This window comes from Alcaligenes sp. SMD-FA, assembly GCF_025960365.1.
GTDB lineage: Bacteria > Pseudomonadota > Gammaproteobacteria > Burkholderiales > Burkholderiaceae_B > Alcaligenes > Alcaligenes aquatilis.
Map to the genome: position 1 here is coordinate 1,595,780 of NZ_CP110108.1, position 18,345 is coordinate 1,614,124.

General features: G+C 54.9%; 18 protein-coding genes and 1 tRNA gene. 13 read left to right on the forward strand and 6 right to left on the reverse strand.

Annotated features, from left to right (window positions below):
• Positions 1–112: 112 nt before the first annotated feature.
• A complete protein-coding gene (locus OKX01_RS07365) occupies positions 113–1,018 on the forward strand; it encodes a hypothetical protein (protein WP_249462124.1) in 906 nt (301 codons plus the stop codon).
• A gap of 121 nt (positions 1,019–1,139) precedes the next feature.
• Here the strand turns inward: OKX01_RS07365 and OKX01_RS07370 are convergent, their stop codons facing one another.
• Entirely contained in the window at positions 1,140–1,907 is a 768-nt protein-coding gene (locus OKX01_RS07370; protein WP_121740096.1) for an AraC family transcriptional regulator, read from the reverse strand.
• A 106-nt stretch (positions 1,908–2,013) separates the two neighbouring features.
• On the opposite strand from OKX01_RS07370, the gene OKX01_RS07375 reads away from it, so the two are divergent.
• From OKX01_RS07375 to OKX01_RS07385, 3 genes are all read left to right on the forward strand, one after another.
• Complete coding sequence (locus OKX01_RS07375) at positions 2,014–2,820, forward strand: sulfite exporter TauE/SafE family protein (RefSeq protein ID WP_264672704.1); 807 nt, start codon at positions 2,014–2,016, stop codon at positions 2,818–2,820.
• Between the two features lie 112 nt (positions 2,821–2,932).
• Complete coding sequence (locus OKX01_RS07380) at positions 2,933–4,762, forward strand: SLC13 family permease (protein WP_264672705.1); 1,830 nt, start codon at positions 2,933–2,935, stop codon at positions 4,760–4,762.
• 40 nt (positions 4,763–4,802) lie between these two features.
• Entirely contained in the window at positions 4,803–5,270 is a 468-nt protein-coding gene (locus OKX01_RS07385; RefSeq protein ID WP_264672706.1) for a PaaI family thioesterase, read from the forward strand.
• A gap of 20 nt (positions 5,271–5,290) precedes the next feature.
• Here OKX01_RS07385 and OKX01_RS07390 read toward each other — a convergent pair whose 3' ends face one another.
• Positions 5,291–5,611, reverse strand: coding sequence for a DUF202 domain-containing protein (locus OKX01_RS07390; RefSeq protein ID WP_264672707.1), 321 nt, complete (start codon positions 5,609–5,611; stop codon positions 5,291–5,293).
• Between the two features lie 347 nt (positions 5,612–5,958).
• Here OKX01_RS07390 and OKX01_RS07395 point away from each other — a divergent pair, with 347 nt between their 5' ends.
• Both OKX01_RS07395 and OKX01_RS07400 read left to right on the forward strand, forming a co-directional pair.
• Positions 5,959–6,360: a DUF1090 domain-containing protein gene (locus tag OKX01_RS07395; protein WP_264672708.1), complete on the forward strand. Its 402-nt coding sequence runs from the start codon at positions 5,959–5,961 to the stop codon at positions 6,358–6,360.
• Positions 6,361–6,546: 186 nt separating this feature from the next.
• Positions 6,547–7,470, forward strand: coding sequence for a DNA/RNA non-specific endonuclease (locus tag OKX01_RS07400; RefSeq protein WP_413544463.1), 924 nt, complete (start codon positions 6,547–6,549; stop codon positions 7,468–7,470).
• A gap of 15 nt (positions 7,471–7,485) precedes the next feature.
• Here OKX01_RS07400 and OKX01_RS07405 read toward each other — a convergent pair whose 3' ends face one another.
• The gene (locus tag OKX01_RS07405; protein ID WP_264672709.1) at positions 7,486–7,929 is read right to left on the reverse strand and encodes a hypothetical protein; all 444 of its coding nucleotides are present in this window, start codon (positions 7,927–7,929) and stop codon (positions 7,486–7,488) included.
• Positions 7,930–8,055: 126 nt separating this feature from the next.
• On the opposite strand from OKX01_RS07405, the gene OKX01_RS07410 reads away from it, so the two are divergent.
• The 3 genes from OKX01_RS07410 to OKX01_RS07420 all read left to right on the forward strand — a co-directional run bounded on the left by OKX01_RS07410 (position 8,056) and on the right by OKX01_RS07420 (position 10,213).
• Positions 8,056–8,298, forward strand: coding sequence for a hypothetical protein (locus OKX01_RS07410; RefSeq protein WP_094196415.1), 243 nt, complete (start codon positions 8,056–8,058; stop codon positions 8,296–8,298).
• Between the two features lie 101 nt (positions 8,299–8,399).
• Positions 8,400–9,293 carry an arsenic resistance protein gene (locus OKX01_RS07415; RefSeq protein ID WP_413544472.1) on the forward strand — a complete coding sequence of 298 codons (894 nt, stop codon included), beginning with the start codon at positions 8,400–8,402 and terminating at the stop codon, positions 9,291–9,293.
• Between the two features lie 383 nt (positions 9,294–9,676).
• Entirely contained in the window at positions 9,677–10,213 is a 537-nt protein-coding gene (locus OKX01_RS07420) for an AmiS/UreI family transporter (protein WP_094196416.1), read from the forward strand.
• A 120-nt stretch (positions 10,214–10,333) separates the two neighbouring features.
• On the opposite strand, the gene soxR is transcribed toward OKX01_RS07420, so the two are convergent.
• The gene (gene soxR, locus OKX01_RS07425) at positions 10,334–10,792 is read right to left on the reverse strand and encodes a redox-sensitive transcriptional activator SoxR (RefSeq protein WP_230018564.1); all 459 of its coding nucleotides are present in this window, start codon (positions 10,790–10,792) and stop codon (positions 10,334–10,336) included.
• 112 nt (positions 10,793–10,904) lie between these two features.
• Here soxR and OKX01_RS07430 point away from each other — a divergent pair, with 112 nt between their 5' ends.
• Positions 10,905–12,395 carry an MFS transporter gene (locus OKX01_RS07430; protein ID WP_406846441.1) on the forward strand — a complete coding sequence of 497 codons (1,491 nt, stop codon included), beginning with the start codon at positions 10,905–10,907 and terminating at the stop codon, positions 12,393–12,395.
• 814 nt (positions 12,396–13,209) lie between these two features.
• Here the strand turns inward: OKX01_RS07430 and OKX01_RS07435 are convergent.
• Both OKX01_RS07435 and OKX01_RS07440 read right to left on the reverse strand, forming a co-directional pair.
• Positions 13,210–13,294: transfer RNA gene (locus OKX01_RS07435), tRNA-Leu, on the reverse strand.
• A 123-nt stretch (positions 13,295–13,417) separates the two neighbouring features.
• The gene (locus OKX01_RS07440; protein ID WP_249462139.1) at positions 13,418–14,629 is read right to left on the reverse strand and encodes a CaiB/BaiF CoA transferase family protein; all 1,212 of its coding nucleotides are present in this window, start codon (positions 14,627–14,629) and stop codon (positions 13,418–13,420) included.
• 173 nt (positions 14,630–14,802) lie between these two features.
• Here OKX01_RS07440 and tig point away from each other — a divergent pair, with 173 nt between their 5' ends.
• The 3 genes from tig to clpX all read left to right on the forward strand — a co-directional run bounded on the left by tig (position 14,803) and on the right by clpX (position 18,168).
• Entirely contained in the window at positions 14,803–16,113 is a 1,311-nt protein-coding gene (gene tig / locus OKX01_RS07445) for a trigger factor (RefSeq protein ID WP_108727325.1), read from the forward strand.
• Positions 16,113–16,766 carry an ATP-dependent Clp endopeptidase proteolytic subunit ClpP gene (gene clpP / locus OKX01_RS07450; protein WP_021446711.1) on the forward strand — a complete coding sequence of 218 codons (654 nt, stop codon included), beginning with the start codon at positions 16,113–16,115 and terminating at the stop codon, positions 16,764–16,766. The genes tig and clpP overlap by 1 nt, the downstream gene beginning before the upstream one ends.
• 100 nt (positions 16,767–16,866) lie before the next feature.
• The gene (gene clpX, locus OKX01_RS07455) at positions 16,867–18,168 is read left to right on the forward strand and encodes an ATP-dependent Clp protease ATP-binding subunit ClpX (RefSeq protein WP_094198325.1); all 1,302 of its coding nucleotides are present in this window, start codon (positions 16,867–16,869) and stop codon (positions 18,166–18,168) included.
• Positions 18,169–18,345 lie beyond the last annotated feature (177 nt).

Sequence of the window (18,345 nt, forward strand, 5' to 3'; positions counted from 1 at the left end):
TATGAGATCGATTCTTTTATGGCTTTTAGGTGTCCCTATTCCTATCATCATTTTGCTGGCCTTGTTTTGGCACTAAGGTATTTGCGATCACAATCTTGAGTAAGGAGTCATCATGGCTACGACACAATTGGGTTCGGAGACAGCTTTGGGTACGCACGCCGGCGCAGAGTCATCGCATTCCGCGGTGTCTTGGGGAGCTATCATCGGGGGCGCGGTGATCGCCGCAGCCTTGACGGCTACCTTGCTGGTAGGCGGGACGGGGCTGGGTTTCATGGCGATCTCTCCCTGGGGCAATGACGGGGCCTCGGGCACCACCATGGCTATCGGCACGATTGTTTGGTTGTTTGTCACACAGATCGTCGCTTATGGCATTGCGGGTTATGTCACTGGCCGTTTGCGTACTAACTGGGCCGGTGTGCATGGCGACGAAGTTCATTTCCGCGATACGGCGCATGGCTTTCTTGTGTGGGCTGTCAGTGTGGTTGTCAGCGTTTTCTTGCTGGGCTCGGGCGTTGCCTCCGTGGTGTCAGGTACGGCACAGGCAGGGGCGAATCTGGCTGGGGCCGGAGTGGGTGCCGCGTCGGCGGTTGTGGGCCAGGCAGGAAAAGATCATGCTCAAGGTCCAGGTCTGAGCTATTTCACCGACGCCTTGTTGCGTCCGGCTGACCCTGCCAACGCATCGGCACACACGGGCAACCCTGAGCGTGAAGTCAGCCGCATTCTGGCGCGCAGCCTGAAAGAAGGTGAGGTGTCCCAGCAGGATCAGGATTACTTGCTGCGCCTGGTGGCCAATCGCACCGGTCTGACGCCTGAACAGGCCAAGGAACGTCTGGACTCAGTTCAAATGCAAGCCAAGGAAACAGCCGAGAAGTTGGAGCAGCAAGCACGCGAAGCAGCAGATACCGCTCGCAAGGCTGCTGCTGCTTTCGCGCTGTGGGCATTTGCATCCTTGTTGGTCGGTGCCTTTGTGGCCAGTCTGGCGGCCACGATTGGTGGACGGGCGCGTATCACGCGTTAAGCCTTTTGTACGACGATGAACCGCTTATCCCTTGAAGCGAGCGGTGCAAGGCCCCCGAATTTCAGAGCTTCGGGGGCCTTTTTGTATCCGCTTCGATCAAGCTGCTGCCTGGCCCGACGCGTCAGGGAACACGAATAAAGTTGCTGGGAGCTTGCCCTAAACGGCGACGGAACATGGTGGAAAAGGCACTGGCACTGTCATAGCCCAGGTCCAGCGCAATCTGGGTGACTGATTGGCCGGCAGACAGCTTGGTCAAGGCTGTCAACAGGCAGGCTTGTTGCCGCCATTCGCTAAAGCTCATGCCGGTTTGCTGCCGGAACAGACGTGTGAAGCTGCGCAGGCTTTTGTTCAATTGCTTGGCCCATTGTTCTGGCGTGCTTTGGATATTAGGCTGGCCCAGGAATGCTTTGCACAGAGCGGCCAAGGAGCAATCTTGGGGGATGGGCGCAAAGAGCGGCATGGTGTGTGCCAGGCCAACTTCATGCAAGAGAAGCTGAGCCAAGGCACCGTCGCGGCCATTTTCCTCGTACAAGGCGGGCAAGGCCAGGGAGGCCAGCAGCAAGTGATGCAGCAAGGGCGTAATCACCAGCACTTCGCAATGTGTGCTGCGGCGGGGGGCGGCCTCGGGTTCTATATATAGACTGCGCGTACTGGCGCTTTGCATGCGCACGCGATGGCGCTTGCCGGCCGGAATCCAGACGCCACTGTAGGGTGGAATGACCCAGGCGCCATCGTCCGTTTCTACTTCCATCAAGCCTGTCATGGCATAGAGCATTTGCGCCCGCCGGTGTACATGAAAGTCCAGCAGAGTGCCCGGGGCGTAGTCCGTGCCAATCGCCAGCAAGGGGCGGGGGGTGGCATCCACGCTATCCAGTCGTACATTGTGCATCAGCAAGCCTCTGGCCGAAACGAAAGTATTATTGACTGGTTTTAGCATGTCAGCCAAAGCGGGGCGGCCTATTCTTGGGCTTTAGCATCTCTTTTGATCGGTGGCTATGTATTTGCTATTGCTGTTTTTTGGTTTGCTGGCCGGAATGACCACCGTGTTATTTGGCTTCGGTGGCGGTTTTGTAGTGGTTCCCGTGTTGTATTCGGTGCTGATTGGTATGTATGGCCTGGACAGTCCGATGGGTCAGGCTGCTATGCATATTGCCGTGGCCACGTCCACCTGCGTCATGATTTTTGGGGCTGGCCTGTCCAGTTGGCGCCATCACAAGGCTGGCACCGTGCCTTGGGGGCAGGTGCGTCCTTTGCTTTGGTTTATCGCCCTGGGGGCGATTCCTGGTGCGGTAGCGGCCATGGCCTTGAGCGGGGCCTGGGTGCGTTGGGTTTTTGTGGTGTATCTGGGCCTGACGATTCTTGATAGCCTGTTTCGAGCGGGTTTTACCCAGGAAGCAAGCACTATCATTCGCCCTTTAAGCAAGGCCAGCAGCGCCGGGGCAGGCGTTCTTATTGGTGGGATGGCCGCCTTTTTGGGCGTGGGCGGGAGCGTGATTACGGTACCTTTGATGCGTCGACGCGGTGCCAGCATGACGGCTGCCACAGCGGCAGCAAATCCCTTGTCTTTGCCGATGGCGGTGGTGGGAAGTCTGAGCTACGCCATGCTGGCCTGGAATGCAGATTCATTGGGGCCTTGGCATGTGGGTTATATCGACTTGCGCGCATGTCTGGTGCTGGTGATTGGCTCCTGGCTGGGGATTCGCTTTAGCTCACGCTGGATCGGCAAGATCCCCGACCGTATTCATGCCAAAGCCTATATCGCCTTGTTGGCAGGGGTGTTCCTGGTGATGCTGCTGGTCTAGATCTGGCCAGGGTGATGCGGTATCAGCATCTACCTGATGCAGCGGGTTTCGCTTTGCCTGTTTTGAAAAACTTGTGTTTTTTTGTTTAGTACGGCGAAATGCAGCGCTTGGAGTGCTGCATTTTTACCTATACTTGGCAGCACAGAACAAACAGGAGTGGGGCAACATGACAACCGAAATTGCAGTGGTTTTGGGCTTGGCTTTAGTTGCGATTGTCTTGTTTGCCACAGAGAAACTCCGAATCGATGCGATTGCTTTATTGGTGCTTAGCACCTTGGCTGTTCTGGGCTTGGTGACTCCTGAACAGGCCGTAGGCGGCTTCAGTAATCCGGCCACAGTCACCGTCGCTGCGATGTTTGTGTTGGCCGCCGGCCTGCAAAACAGCGGAGCCCTGTCAGGGATTGGGGATTTGCTGGGCAAGGCCCGCTCCCCACTTCAGTTTCTGGTGCTTTTGTTCCTGGTCCTGGCGGTGATCGCCCCCTTTGTCAATAACACGGCAGTGGTGGCGGTGTTCATTCCTATCGTGATGGCCGCCAGCGCACGGATAAGCATGTCAGCCTCCAAAGCGCTGATTCCCTTGTCGTATGTCTCGCAAATGGCCGGGGTCTGTACCTTGGTCGGGACCTCTACCAACCTGCTGGTCAATGCCATTGCTCGCGACATGGGGCATCCCGGCTTCACCATGTTTGAATTCACTAAGCTGGGTGTCATTTGCATGGCAGTCGGTTGTATTTACCTGCTGACAGTAGGGCGCTGGCTATTGCCTGCTGCGCGTGGTGGCGAGTTGGTCGAACAATATGAGTTGGGCAAGTACATCACCGAACTGCGGGTCATGCCGGACTCGTCCTTGATCGGTCAGTCTGTGGGCGACGCAAAGTTGGGTGAGCAGTATGGCGTATTTGTTCTGGAGTTGTTGCGCGGTGATATCAAAGTGTGGGGGCCGCGAGAGCAGAAGATTGAGCAGGATGATGTGTTGTTGGCGCGTGGAGATTGGACCAAGCTGGATGAATTGCGCAAAGAAGCTGGCCTGGAAGTAGACCCGCAGTTCAAGTTGGAACAACGATCTTTTGAACAAGTCGATCAGGTTTTGACGGAGGTCATGATTGCGCCGCGTTCGCGTATCAGTGGGCGTACCTTGGGCAGCTTGAGGGCGGGTTGGCAAAGGAATGCCACCGTGTTGGGGATTCACCGCCGTGGTCAGGTCTTACGCGAGCAATTGCGTGCTGTACGCTTGCAGGTAGGCGATATTTTGCTGATGTTGACCCCGGCTTCCGAGGCGGCCGATTTGCGGGCTGATAGCAATATTATTGTGCTGTCCGAGCGTGAGGCTGAAAAAGAAATGGGCTGGCGCGCACCTTTTTCCCTGGTCACCATGGCTTTGGTGATTGTGGTGCCTGCCTTGGGCTGGGTGCCCATCAGTATTACCTCATTAGTGGGCGCCGTGGCGATGACGCTAGCCGGTTGCCTGAAGGCGGACGATGTTTACGACGCCATTGATTGGCGCATCATTATCTTGATGGCAGGTCTGTTGCCCTTGGGATTGGCCATGAGCGAGACGGGGGCCGCCCAGTTTCTGGTGGAAAACACGGTTGGTCTGGTTGAGTCTTTTGGGCCGTTGACGGTGCTGGCTGTGGTTTATCTGATGGCCTTGGTCTTGACAGAGTTTATGAGCAATGCCGCCGCCGCGGTGCTGCTGGCACCGATAGGGATGTCCACTGCCAAAATGATGGGGGTTGATCCCACGCCTTTTTTGATCGCGGTGACGTTTGCCGCCTCCACCAGTTTTGCAACACCTGTGGGCTACCAAACCAATACGATGGTTTACGGCGCGGGTGGTTATCGGTTTGCTGATTTTCTGAAAGTCGGTTTGCCCTTGAACTTGATTTTCTGGGTCTTGGGCGTGATGTTGATTCCCGTTTTCTGGCCTTTCAATCCAGTTTGACACTGCTGTGTCCACGATAACAATAAAGGAGACCCCAGTTATGAATTCAGCCCTCGCTTCTGCCAATCCCGCATTGGATCCGCAAGTGCTTCAAGCCGTGCAAGATAGTTTTTCGCGCCAGCAGGCCATGGGTCTGATTCGCGCCACTATGCCGCTTGTTGAGGCAGGTTTGGTTGAGATTCATCTGCCGCATTGGGAGGGTGTGCAGCAACAGCATGGCTTTGTGCACGGCGGCGTTGTGGGCATGATTGCCGACTCGGCCGGGGGATATGCCGCCATGACCTGTACGCCTTTGGGCGCCAGCGTGCTCAGTGTGGAATATAAGCTGAATTTTCTGGCGCCGGCCAAAGGGGAGTCTTTGCTGGCCCGAGGTTGCGTGGTTCGTCACGGCCGCAGTTTGATCGTGACACAGGCCGAGGTATTGGCCGTGGAAAAAGGCAAGCAGACTTTATGTGCGCTGATGCAGCAAACGATTATGGTGATGCAGGGGCGGGCGGAGAAGTCTTGAGGCCGGGGGGCAGGGCTATCTCAGGAGCCGTGCCGCTCTTTAGGACTTTTCCAGCGATAGATAAGCAGCAGCACCCACAGCGTTGCCATGCCCAGTCCATACAGGATGGCTCCGTAGGAAACAGAAACATCAATACCGCATACGTGCGAGAAACGGTCGGCGGTATCACAGATGTTTTTGATCGCCAGTAAAAACAAGGCGGTATTGACGGCCATCGCCAGGCAGGCGGACACCGCTTTGTCTGCCCAGATCAAGCTGGCAACGGCCAGGATTGACAACGGCATCAAGGAGTTGAGCACACTAGTGTGCCAGGCTGAATAAGCCTGGGAGGAGTTGAGCAAACTTTCGTTGATGTGCGCAAAGGGAAAGAGCCACAAAACAATCAAAGCAGCGCACAGGAAAAAAATCCATTTCCTGATGGTGATGTTGGACACGATTAAAAGTAAAAGTTTGCTTTATGAGGATTTCGAGTGTAACTGAACTGTTTTATGCTTAAAGACACGTTGTGTAAGTTCTTTGCCACAATTTGCGACAATTCTGTTACTTAAGCATGGCATAAACGAAGGAATATCCGAATTTAATCACGCTTTCGTCACAAACCGACGAAGTTTGTTTTAAGAGTCCATTCCGGGTAAATAGAGCATGCGCTGGTAGGATGGAAGTCCGGATGAACACAGCAGGAGTAATCATGATGCAAAGCTCTGTATGGTGCTTGAGCGCCGTTTTAGGTGTGATGGCTTTGCCCGCCTGGGCGGATAACCCAGCTTGCCAGTATCGGGCTGCTGAGATCCAGAACCAGATCGACTATGCGCGCCAGCACGGGAATGTGCACCGCGAGCGTGGTCTGCAGCGCGCATTGGCCAATGTGCAAATGCATTGTCGAGATGCTGACTTGCTGCGCGATGTGCAGGATGATATCCGCGAGCAAGAAGAGGACATTCAGGATCGTATTGACGAAATCGCCGAAAAGCGTGCTGAAGGGCGGCAAGACAAGGTGCAGGAGCTGGAGAAAAAGCTGGAGCGCGATCGCGCCAAGCTGGAGCAGTTGCAAGAGGAATTGAAAGAGCTGCAGGCCTTGAGCGCAAAGTAAGAAGCGCGCTCCAGCTTTTGAATCCGCTTCTGCTAGGCTCGTCAAATGGACTGAAAAAGGCAGGAGTCAGAAGGAAATACGTGCTCCCGGTGGGGGCACGTTCCTTTTATATAGAAAGGACTGCTTATAATCACAGGTGCAGTCGGCGCAATGATGTAGGCCGACCAAGCATAAAACAAGAGTGGTATGAGCAGAAAAAGCACAGGTCGTCGCGTTAAAAAAACCAGTAGTAGAAAGAAAACAAGGCAGAGCAGCCCGTCCCGATTTTTGAAATCAGTCATTGCAGCGGCCTTGACCAGTTTCGGGCTTGCGACTGCCTGGCTTCATCCCCAGGGGCTGAACTGGCAAAGTCTTGAGCCGTTTCTGGTGTCTTTGGGTTGGCCCACGGTCGTTCAGCAAGACAGTGCGCCCGTCCCTGCTGCCATTGATGGGTATGTCCAGACCTCTTTTGCGCAATGCCCCCAGTTCTTTCCCGGTTCACGGCCTGTTGTGCCCATGGCTTATGCGCAACGGGAGTTATGCTTTAGCGCTTTTGCGATTTTGCATAGCGGCCAAACCAAAACCCCGGTGTTTGTTGTGCAGCGTTTGAATCGGCAACAGATTCAGTCGGCCAAGGGCGTCAAGCGTACGGATCGTTTTTATGCCGAAGGCCGTTTGCCTCAGGCCGAACGCGCCGAACTGAATGACTACCGGGGCTCGGGATTTTCACGTGGACACATGGCTCCGGCAGGGGACATGGCCTCTGAACAGAGTATGGCCCAAAGCTTTTCTTTGGCTAATATGGTGCCGCAAAACCAGACTCATAATGCCGGTCCCTGGAACAAGATTGAAGCGGATACTCGTAAATACGTCGCCCGTGCTGCCGGTAATGTCTATGTCTTTACCGGGCCAGTGTATGCGCGCCGTGCGGCAAGCATTGGCTCTAGTCAGGTTGCCGTTCCCAGTCATTTATTCAAGTTGGTGTACGACGCAAGCACTCGACGCTCCTGGGTACATTGGCAGGCGAATCAGGCGTCCACTCGCGTTAGCCCACCCATCAGCTACGAAGAGTTTGTCCGTCGGACTGGGCTGCATTTGTTGCCCGATTCCAGCCTGAAAACCTTGGGATAGAGGCGGGACCCGGGATCAGGGATGTCGCCCGGCCGACGGCTTGAGGACAGCGTGCACTTGGTCTTCAGAAAAATACACGTTGTCCCCGACTTCAAATAGCGTGTAGCCGGTGTTTTGCTCCGTGACCATCCCTCGGAAATAGGCCTTGGGTGTAGAGGGAACTTCGGTGATGCGAACGTTGATGTAGCGTTCACTGATGTAGGAGACAAGTTGGACGCGCATGCCCTGCTTTAGGTCCAGCGCGCCAGGGAATCGATCCAGATCGTCATGGCTGACCACAACCCGAAACGCGGTGGGCCGGTGAATAACATAGGCCTGCTTGAGTTGATGATGTAGAGCCAGGATTTGTTGTGCCTCTGGGCTAAGGGACCCGTCTGGACGTTGCGTCTCGTGCCCAAGCTCCGGGCTGGGTGATAAGTGCAAAATTTGGGCCAATAGCAGAAATTGTTCTTGAGTCATAAATTGCAAATTAACAGGAAAGGGAATCGACGAGCTTTTAGGCCTCGGGGTACAGTGTTCGTATTGTCCGCGATTGGCTGTCGTTTCGATTTGCGGTAAGAAAAGATTTTTTGTAGGGAAGACGAAATGATGCTTCGACGACTGATCCAAGGTGCTGCGGTCATTGGTTTGACTGCCTTGATGGCGGCGTGTTCTTCGGCCAAACCAGGCGGTGGCCCCGTCTCCAAACTCTTCAATGAATGTACCTGGGATCGTGAGTCCTGCATGCATGAAGGTCGCTACGAAGCTGGTGAAAGCGAATATGCCGAGCGTGAGGCTCGGGACTTGAATCGTCAGTCGGCCGCCCGTTTGCGTCGTAGCGGTCTGTAAGGTTTTTTCACGGCAGTGCTGCGGGTTTGCTGCCAAGCGAGGTGCTGACCGTGATTCGTGAAGCGTTGGAAAGTCGGCAAATCGCCATTTATTGTGTGGCGATGTTGCTGGCCGGTTTGATGTCCAGTGTCTGGGTGATGCCGGCCAGTTTGGTCGACTGGATCAATCCGGCACTGGCTTTCATGTTGTATGTCACCTTTTTGCAGGTGCCTGTTTCTCAACTGGGTAAGGCGCTGACGCAACTGCGCTTTTTGGCCGTGCTGCTCGTGGCCAATTTTTGTCTGATTCCTCTCTTTGTCTTTGCGCTGCTGCCCTTGCTGCCAGACCATACCATGCTGCGTCTGGGTGTGTTGCTGGTGCTGCTGGCCCCTTGCATTGACTACGTTGTCACGTTTGCTCAATTAGGCCGTGCAGATGCGCGAAGCTTGCTAGCGGCTACGCCGGTGCTGCTTGTGGTGCAAATGCTGCTTTTACCCTTGTTCCTGAAGTTGGCATTGGGAGAACAGTTTGGCCTGTACATCAAGGCCGGGCCTTTTCTGGACGCCTTCTTTTTTCTGATTTTGACTCCACTGCTATTGGCGGGGGCGACTCAGTATCTTGCTGGGAAAAGTCGCGTCTGGGCGCAGATCCAGACGGGTTTAGGCCTGGCGCCTGTCCCGGCTACCGCCCTGGTGCTGTTTATTGTGGTAGCCGCCGTTTTGAGGCAATTGGAGCCGGCGCTGGATGTGTTGTGGCGCGTCTTGCCAGTGTATGTTCTGTTTGCCGTCCTGGCTCCTGTCATTGGCTGGGTGCTGGCGCAACAAGTACGTCTGGAAGTCCCTTTGCGACGAGCAGTGGCCTTTAGCAGCGCGACTCGTAACTCCCTGGTTGTTCTGCCTTTGGCCCTGGCTATTCCAGGTGCCTTGCCCTTGTTGCCCGCTATCATTTTGACCCAGACCTTGGTGGAGTTGCTGGCGCAACTGGTCTATGTGCGCGTATTGGCTCGCGGAGGCTAAAACGAACAGGCTTGAGTGGTTTCTTGTGTAAGCCGTTTGTTGGCTGGCAAATATCATTTGCAGCACGCTTGTCCTGAGTTCGATGGGATTTTCCACGTATTGATGGAGAACGTTTGTTCTGTTTTCGGCTAGGTTTCGTTCTCAAAATGGGTAAGGGCTGATCTGACCTGTTCAAGCCCGTGCAAAATCTTTGCTTTTTAGGATGATTACTCACTGGAAAACCGCCGTAAAAATGCGCGGTTTTTTCTTATAGAGCTTATAAAAAAACATACATGGCGATTGGGCTACCAGGCTCTATGATCTGCTCCGCCTCGGCTCTGAGTGCAACATCATGTTGCGGGCATGTTCTGTGTCCGCTTTCTATTACTTAGGAAATCTTCAAAATGCTAGTTGCCGCTTTTCTGGCGTTTGCAGGCCTGTGCCTGTTCGTGAATGGTGTTCGTCTCTACTATTCTGAAGGTCACCACGCGGGCAGGCTGGTGGATGCCAAAGATGCTGCCATTGTTAATTTGTTCACCGCCGTGTTGGGATTCATCTGCATGTCTCACATCCTGAATCCGGCCAACAGCGTGGTGTACTCCCCCTTGTCCGCCATTTACCTGGGCCTGTTTGCCCTGACCTATTTCTGGGTCGGGGTGAACGCCTTTACTGGCAGTGACGGCCGTGCGCTGGGTTGGTACTCCCTGGCGGTGGCCTGCATTGCCGTTCCTGCCGCGATCACCAACCTGAGTCTTGCCGAGCGGATTTTTGATTATTGGCAAGTGCTAAGCTGGCTGTCTTGGGCCGTCCTCTGGTTCCTGTTCTTCTTGCTGCTGGTCCTGAATAAACCCATTGCCCGCTTGACAGGCATGGTGTCCGCCGTACAGGGAGTGTTGACGGCGCTGCTGCCTGCCTTGCTGTATTTCTGGGGCGTGATTTAAAGCGGCTTAGTATTCGCTTGATAAAAATCCCCATAAGAACAGGCCCGGCATCCCGACCGGGCCCTCAGGGCGGCATTGAAGGCTCTTTGCCTAATTGAGCAGATCCTGCTGGTGAATGCCTTAAATGGTGCTCTTCTGCTTCAGTAGCACAGCCCCATCTCCCACCAATGACAATTGATCCCCCGGGTTTCGTAACGGGCAATTCGTCATGGACAAGCATCCACAGCCTATGCAGCCATCCAGCTCATCACGAAGTTGGGTCAGGCTGCGGATCCGATCATTGAGCATGTCGCGCCAGCGGGTCGAGAGCAGCGCCCAGTCCTTGGCCTGTAGTGGCTTGCCGGATGGCAGCTCATCCAAGGCCTCCTTGATTGTTGCCAGCGGAATACCGGCTCTTTGGGCAATTTTGATTACCGCGATCTTCCGCAAAACCTCGCGGTGATACCGTCGCTGATTGCCATCGCTGCGCCAGCCTTGAATCAAGCCTTTGGCCTCATAGTGATGCACGGTGGCAATGGTTACTCCGCTGCGGCGTGCAACTTCGCCTACCGATAGCGGGATAGTAATGTCGATTTTCATGGTGACTGATTCTCTTGACCTCATCTATGCATGAGGTTTTATAAAAGACGACTCTTGCCCCTGCAAGCTCCTTGAGCAGCGGGGCGTCTTATTGTGAACGAGTCGAGATCTTATGAAGAATCAGCAAGCCCCTGCGGGCGAGGTGCCAGCGGCACAAGACCAGTTGGCCGCGAATGGGGGGCAGGGGGCGCCCAGCCAGTCAGCCTGGGGGGATTTATTGTCTGGCGCCAATGCCATGCGTGCACTGGTGCTGGCGGGCGGCGTGGTGCTGCATGCCGTCAATGTTTATATTGCGACCACCATTTTGCCTACGGTTGTGCAGGATATCGGCGGACTGGATCTCTATGCCTGGAACACGACCTTGTTTGTGGTGGCATCCATCCTGGGTTCGGCCTTGTCCCCCAAGTTGCTGGCCATGACAGGCCCTAAAGGAAGCTACGGCTTGGCCGCCGTGACCTTTGCGGTGGGGGCGGTGATTTGTGCGGGGGCACCCAGCATGTCCATTTTGCTGTTCGGTCGCTTTGTTCAGGGCATAGGTGGGGGTTTGCTCTTTGCATTGGCCTACGCCATGATTCGCGTGGTTTTTGCCGAGCAGTTATGGCCCCGTGCGATGGCTTTGGTGTCGGGCATGTGGGGTGTGGCCACCCTTGCTGGCCCGGCGATCGGCGGCCTGTTTGCGCAGTGGGGCATGTGGCGGGCTGCTTTTGGATCCGTTGCCCTGATCGCAGTTCTTTTTGCTGTAGTGGCTTCTGGTGTCTTGCCTAAACGGGAGCCTCAATCCGGCACTGAGGCAAAGGCATCTATCCCGTTGATTCAGCTGATTTTATTGACGCTGGCTGTGCTGGCTATTTCTGCGGGTAGCACCTCGGTAGAGCTGGTGCACAATGTCCTGGGCCTGGCGCTGGCGTTTGTGTTGGGTGCCGCCTTGATTGCCGTCGAAAAACGTTCGCCAAGCCGCTTGTTGCCGTCGGGGACCTTTCAGTTTCGTTCCGAGATTGCCGGTTTGTATGCCTTGATGTCCTTGTTGGTGTTGACTGTCACTAGCGGAGAGGTTTTCGCACCGCTTTTTCTGCAAGTTTTGCATCAGCAGTCTCCTTTGGTGGCGGGCTACCTGGCCGCCTTGATGGGAGCGGGTTGGACGGTAGGTGCTGTCATCAGCTCGGGGCTGAGCGGACGGGCGATTGAGCGGGCGATTCTGGTCGGGCCGGTTTGCGGCTTGCTGGGCATGCTAGGGCTCACCTTTCTGGTACCGGAGACCAGCACGGGCCTGTTTCTGGACCTGGTTCCGATTTGTTTGGCACTGGCGCTGATCGGCTTGGGAGTAGGACTGGCCTGGCCCCACCTGCTGATACGGGTGTTAAAAGCCGCTTCTGTTCAGGAGCAAGAACTGGCCGGGGCATCCATCACCACCATTCAGCTCTTCGCAACGGCCAGCGGAGCGGCTTTGGCGGGGATGGTTGCCAATGCAGGTGGACTTATTGATCCGGGTGGAGTGGCGGGGACGCGTCAGGCTGCTTATTATCTATTTGGCGTATTTGCCGTCGCGCCATTGTTTGGGATCATAGTCGCACGGAACTGCAAGGCTAAAAAACAGTCTGATTAAAAGGAAGTGCAAGTCTGCTTTCGTGTCCGTACTACGTTTCCCGGAGAACGCTTAATCTGAGGACGTGGTGCCATGTTGCACTGGGGTAAATACTAGAAGGCTGGTGATTTTCCACCATTGGTATAGTATTTAGTGCAATTAATGCGTGGCCTTGCACACTTTTGATTGTTATGTGAAGGAGGTTCGGACGTGAATGGTATCCCTTCTCCCAATCCAGCCCCCAGGCCCGATCCGGAACCTAAGCCCATGCGTTGGCCTAGTGACTTTCCCGGCAAGCATGATAGGCAGTAATAGTCCTCAAACCCAAATAAAAAGGCCGTTCACCAAGAGCGGCTTTTTTGTGTCTGAAGCTTGTGTTTGAGCAAGCGCAGCGACCCTCATTGCAGACTTGTGTGGGCTCTGAGAAATGACTGGGTCGATTGCACATTTTGCTACTTTTGAGTTGGCCAGGCGTGCGGCTTTGATGCCAACAATGAGCGTGTCATCTTATGCGGATTCAAGGCGAGCGGTCTCAAACGTAGGGGAGAGAAGGTAAAGCGCGCGTTGCATCGCCCAGGTCTGCGTTTCCTGTTTGGTCGAAAAGACCCGGCTTTCCCGATAAGGGGGCTGATTGCGCAGCAGGGGGCAGTTTTATCCGGGTTCGATACCCAGAAGTGTGTTTGTTGATGCTGGCTATAAGCTGTTTTCGTGGGGCTTTTATGGGGCCTACGATGTTGAATACTTGAAAACAGGCTATCAAAAGCCATTAGAGAAGAAGCTAAGCTGTTGATTTTACTTAAAATTGATTTTTTTTGAATCAACGGTTTTCATGCTTTGGTGCGAACGGAGAGACTCGAACTCTCACACCTCTCGGCGCCAGAACCTAAATCTGGTGCGTCTACCAATTCCGCCACGTTCGCAACACGAAAGAAGTAGATTCTAGCGTGGATTTTCACCCTAGGCAAGTAGTCCGCCCTATGGGGAAGTAAATTGATTAGGGGCCATCTTGATGCGGCCCTCAAACGTTTTTGTACCGCTTTGTTTTATCGGCGTTTTGGGCTTTTTGCGATCAATCCACGAGCTTGCCAGTCGGCCTGTTGCTCGGCGCTGATGCCCAGCTGATTCAGGATTTCTTCGGTGTCCTGGCCCAGATGGGGAGCAAGGCGGTAAATACCGCCGGGAGTGTCACTAAGCTTGGGAACAATGCCCGGCACTTTAAGCGGTGTGCCATCCGGCAAATTACTGTCAAGCAGCATGTCGCGGGCCTGGTAGTGGGGGTCGGTCGCAATATCGGCGATGTCATACACGCGGCCTGCCGGAACGCCGGCCTGGTCAAGAATCTCCAGTACCTTGTCCAGCTCCAGGGCGCTGGCCCAGTGACCGATAGCGGCATCAATCACGCCTGCATGCCGTGCGCGACCATCGTTGTGAGCATAGTCGGGATTTTCTGCCATATCGGCGCGGCCAATGGCGTTCATCAAACGCTTGAAAATGCTGTCACCATTACCGGCAATCAGGGCATATTTGCCGTCTTTGCAGACATAGGCATTGCTGGGGGTGATACCGGGCAGGCTGCTGCCGGCCGGTTCTCGTATTGCGCCAAAAGCCGAGTATTCCGGCAGCAGGCTCTCCATCATGTTGAAAACGGATTCATACAGGGCCACGTCAATATATTGACCTACACCCTGGTTTTGCTCGCGTTGGCGCAGGGCCATCATGATGCCGATGACACCGTGCAAGGCCGCCAGAGAGTCTCCAATGGAGACGCCAACCCGTACCGGTGGGCGTCCGGCTTCACCGCTAAGGTGACGCAAACCACCCATGGCTTCGCCAATCACGCCAAAACCAGGTTTGTCCTTGTAAGGGCCTGTCTGGCCGTAGCCCGACACGCGCAGCATGATCAAGCCTGGGTTGATGGCTTTCAGGGCTTCCCAACCCAACCCCCATTCTTCCAGGGCGCCGGGACGGAAATTTTCGATCAGGATGTCACACTCTTTTACCAATGCCCGGATCACGTCCTGGCACTGCGCTTGGCGCAGGTCCAAGGCCAGCGATTTTTTGTTACGTGATTGCACCTCCCACCAGACCGAGTTACCGTCATGCAGCAAACGCCATTTACGCAAGGGGTCGCCGCCTTTAGGGGATTCAACCTTGATCACGTCCGCGCCAAATTCGCCCAGGATCTTGGCAGCAAAGGGGCCGGCGATCAATTGGCCCAGTTCCAGGACCCGGATGCCGCCCAAAGGGGTAGTCATGTGCATATCAGTCTTGCGTAGGGAAGGTAAAGTAAGGGATCATAGTCCGGCACGGCTGTATTGTCTTGACAGGAAATTATGATTCAAAATACGTTTGTTTGGATTTACCGTGCCAGTTTCCGGTAAAATGCCGGATTACTCTTATCAATTACTCAATTTAATATAGGTCTTCAATGCAGCCCGAGGTTGAAATTCTGTCCGGCTTGGAGCGCCGAGTCGATGTGGTCGTTTCGGTGGCCGACGTAGAAAAACAAGTCCAGGCCCAGCTCAAGCGTGTGGCTCGCACGGCCAAGGTACAGGGCTTCCGTCCCGGTAAAGCGCCTTTGTCCGTTGTCGAGCGCAGCCACGGCCCTGGTATTCGTTACGACGCCATCAACGAAGAAATCGGCAAAGCCCTGGATAAAGTGATCCAGGACTCCAAATTGCGCGTAGCCGGCACTCCTAATCTGGAAGCCAAAGAAGGCGAGCCTGCTGAAGGCACGATGGCCTTTACCGCGACCTTCGAAGTTTATCCGGAAGTGGCCTTGCCCGATCTGTCCAAGCTGGAAATCAAGCGTGCCACTACGCCTGTGACCGACGAAGACATCCAGCGCACCGTAGACGTGTTGCGCAAGCAACGCGCCAACTACGAGTCCAGCGCTGATCGCGAAGCCCAGGAAGATGATCGCATCACTCTGGACTTTGTGGGCACCATTGACGGCGTTCCTTTCGAAGGTGGTAGCGCTGAAGGTTTCCAATACCTGCAAGGTCGTGGCCGCATGCTGCCCGAGTTTGAAACTGCCGTTGCCGGCATGAAAGCAGGCGAAACCAAAACATTCCCCCTGGAATTTCCGGCCGATTACACCGGCAAGGAAGTGGCTGGCAAAACCGCTGAATTCAAGATCACCGTGACAGACGTGGCCCAGCCCGTTCTGCCCGAGCTGGATGCTGAATTTGCCAAGTCCCTGGGTCAGGCCGAAGGTGATGTAGCCGCTTTGCTGGCAGACATCCGTGCCAACATCGAGCGCGAAATCAAGGCTCGTGTGCATGCTCGCAATAAATCCGCCGTGATGGATGCTTTGTTGTCCGCCAGCGAATTTGAGGTGCCCAAGGCTCTGGTAGACAACGATGTCCAAGGCCGTATCGCTTCGGCTCGTGCTGAACTGAAAGACCGTGGCGTGCCCGACGCAGACAAGATGCCTATCCCTGCCGAGGCTTTCCAGGAAGAATCCACACGCCGTGTGCGTCTGGGTCTGCTGGTCTCCGAGCTGGTCAAGGCTGCTGAACTGCAAGCCAAGCCCGAGCAGGTTCGTACCCGCATCGAAGAGTTTGCCCAGAACTATGAACAGCCCGCCCAAGTGGTGGCCTACTACTTGTCCGATCGCCAGCGTCGCGCCGAGATTGAGGCAGTGGTACTCGAAGACAACGTCGTCGAGCACGTACTGTCCCAGGCCAAGGTGTCCGACGAGGAGGTGGCGTTCGACCAAATCATGGGAACCAACTAATGTCGTCAACCTTTGTCGACTTCTACGCTTCAATGCATGGGGGGCAGTCCGTTGCCCCTACGGGTCTGGGCTACGTGCCCATCGTGATTGAGCAGTCTGGTCGTGGAGAGCGGTCTTACGACATCTACTCCCGCCTGCTGCGCGAGCGCATCATCTTTCTGGTGGGCCCGGTTCATGACAACTCGGCCAACCTGATTGTGGCCCAGCTGCTGTTTTTGGAGTCGGAAAATCCCGAGAAAGATATTTCGCTCTACATCAATTCGCCCGGTGGTTCGGTCTACGCAGGCCTGGCCATCTACGACACGATGCAGTTCGTCAAGCCGGAAGTCTCGACATTGTGTACCGGCATGGCTGCCAGCATGGGTGCTTTCTTGTTGTCTTCGGGCGTCAAGGGCAAGCGCCTTGCCTTGCCTAACTCGCGCATCATGATTCATCAGCCTTCAGGCGGTGCGCGTGGTCAGGCTTCCGATATCCAGATTCAGGCCAAGGAAATCCTGAGTCTGCGTGAACGCTTGAACAAGATTCTGGCCGAGAACTGCGGCCAGCCTGTCGAGCGTATCGAGCTCGATACCGAGCGTGATAACTTCATGGCAGCTGAAGACGCTGTGGCCTATGGCCTGATCGACAAGGTGATGAATACGCGTGACGAGTAATCATCCGTCCCAACAGGGATCGATCTGAAGCAGTACTATGGCTGTTCGGGGGCGGGACTTGTTCCCGTCCTTTTACCATCCTGAAGTGAAATTTAAATTTATGTCCGAAAAGAAATCGGCCGACGAGAAAGTTCTGCATTGCTCGTTTTGCAATAAAAGCCAGCATGAGGTCAAGAAACTGATCGCTGGACCTTCGTCGGTGTTCATCTGCGACGAATGTATTGATCTGTGTACCGATATCATTCGTGACGAAGCTGCGGGCGCCACTCCTGATGGTGAACGTAAAGAATTGCCCACCCCCCAGGAAATCAAAGAGTTTCTGGACGGTTATGTCATTGGCCAGGAGACGCCCAAGCGCACCTTGGCCGTAGCGGTATATAACCACTACAAACGGATTCGTGGCGGCAAGGCAGGCCGTGACGATGTGGAACTGTCCAAAAGTAATATTTTGCTGATCGGGCCTACCGGTTCGGGCAAAACGCTGTTGGCTCAAACGCTGGCCCGCATGCTGGATGTGCCTTTTGTGATGGCCGATGCGACCACCCTGACCGAAGCCGGTTACGTGGGTGAGGATGTCGAGAACATCGTTCAGAAGCTGCTGCAAAACTGCGATTACGATGTGGAAAAAGCGCAGCGTGCCATTATTTATATCGATGAAATCGACAAGATTTCCCGCAAGTCGGATAACCCGTCGATCACCCGCGACGTATCGGGTGAGGGCGTGCAACAGGCACTGCTCAAGCTGATCGAGGGTACCGTGGCTTCGGTGCCTCCACAAGGTGGTCGCAAACACCCTAACCAGGACTTTGTACAGGTTGACACCACCAATATCCTGTTTATCGTAGGCGGCGCCTTTGATGGCCTGGAAAAGGTGATTCGTGACCGTACAGAAAAATCCGGCATCGGTTTTTCCGCTTCGGTGAAAGCCAAATCCGAGCGTGGCGTAGGTGAGCTGTTTGCAGAGGCCGAGCCCGAGGATCTGATCAAATTCGGTCTGATTCCTGAGCTGGTAGGACGATTGCCTGTGGTCGCCACACTGGAAGAGCTGCACGAAGATGCCTTGATCCGCATTTTGACCGAGCCACGCAATGCCTTGGTCAAGCAGTTCCAGAAACTGCTGAGCATGGAGGGTGTGGAGCTGGAAGTTCAACCTGCCGCGCTACGTGCTGTGGCCCAGCGTGCCATCAAACGTCGTACAGGCGCCCGCGGCTTGCGCAGCATTGTCGAGCAAGCGCTGCTAGACACGATGTACGAGTTGCCGTCGCGCAAGGATGTCAGCAAAGTGGTGCTGACCGAGGACGCCGTTGCCGGAAAGAGTAAACCCGAATTGATTTTGGGTCGCACTTTGTCCGATAGTGAAGCCAGTGACACTGAGTCGCCCTTGAAGAACGCAGTAGCTTAGAGATATCTCCTTGTTTGTGCTCTGTCTGGCTCTGACCGGAAGGGCACAGGCAAGACCGGGCGACAGGCGAAGGTAAAGAGAAAAGAGTGGGTGTTCATGATGGCCACCAGACATAAAAATTTGTCTCTCTTTAACTCTGTGAAGTTCTGTTCTAATGTTCGTACGGCCTACTTGAAA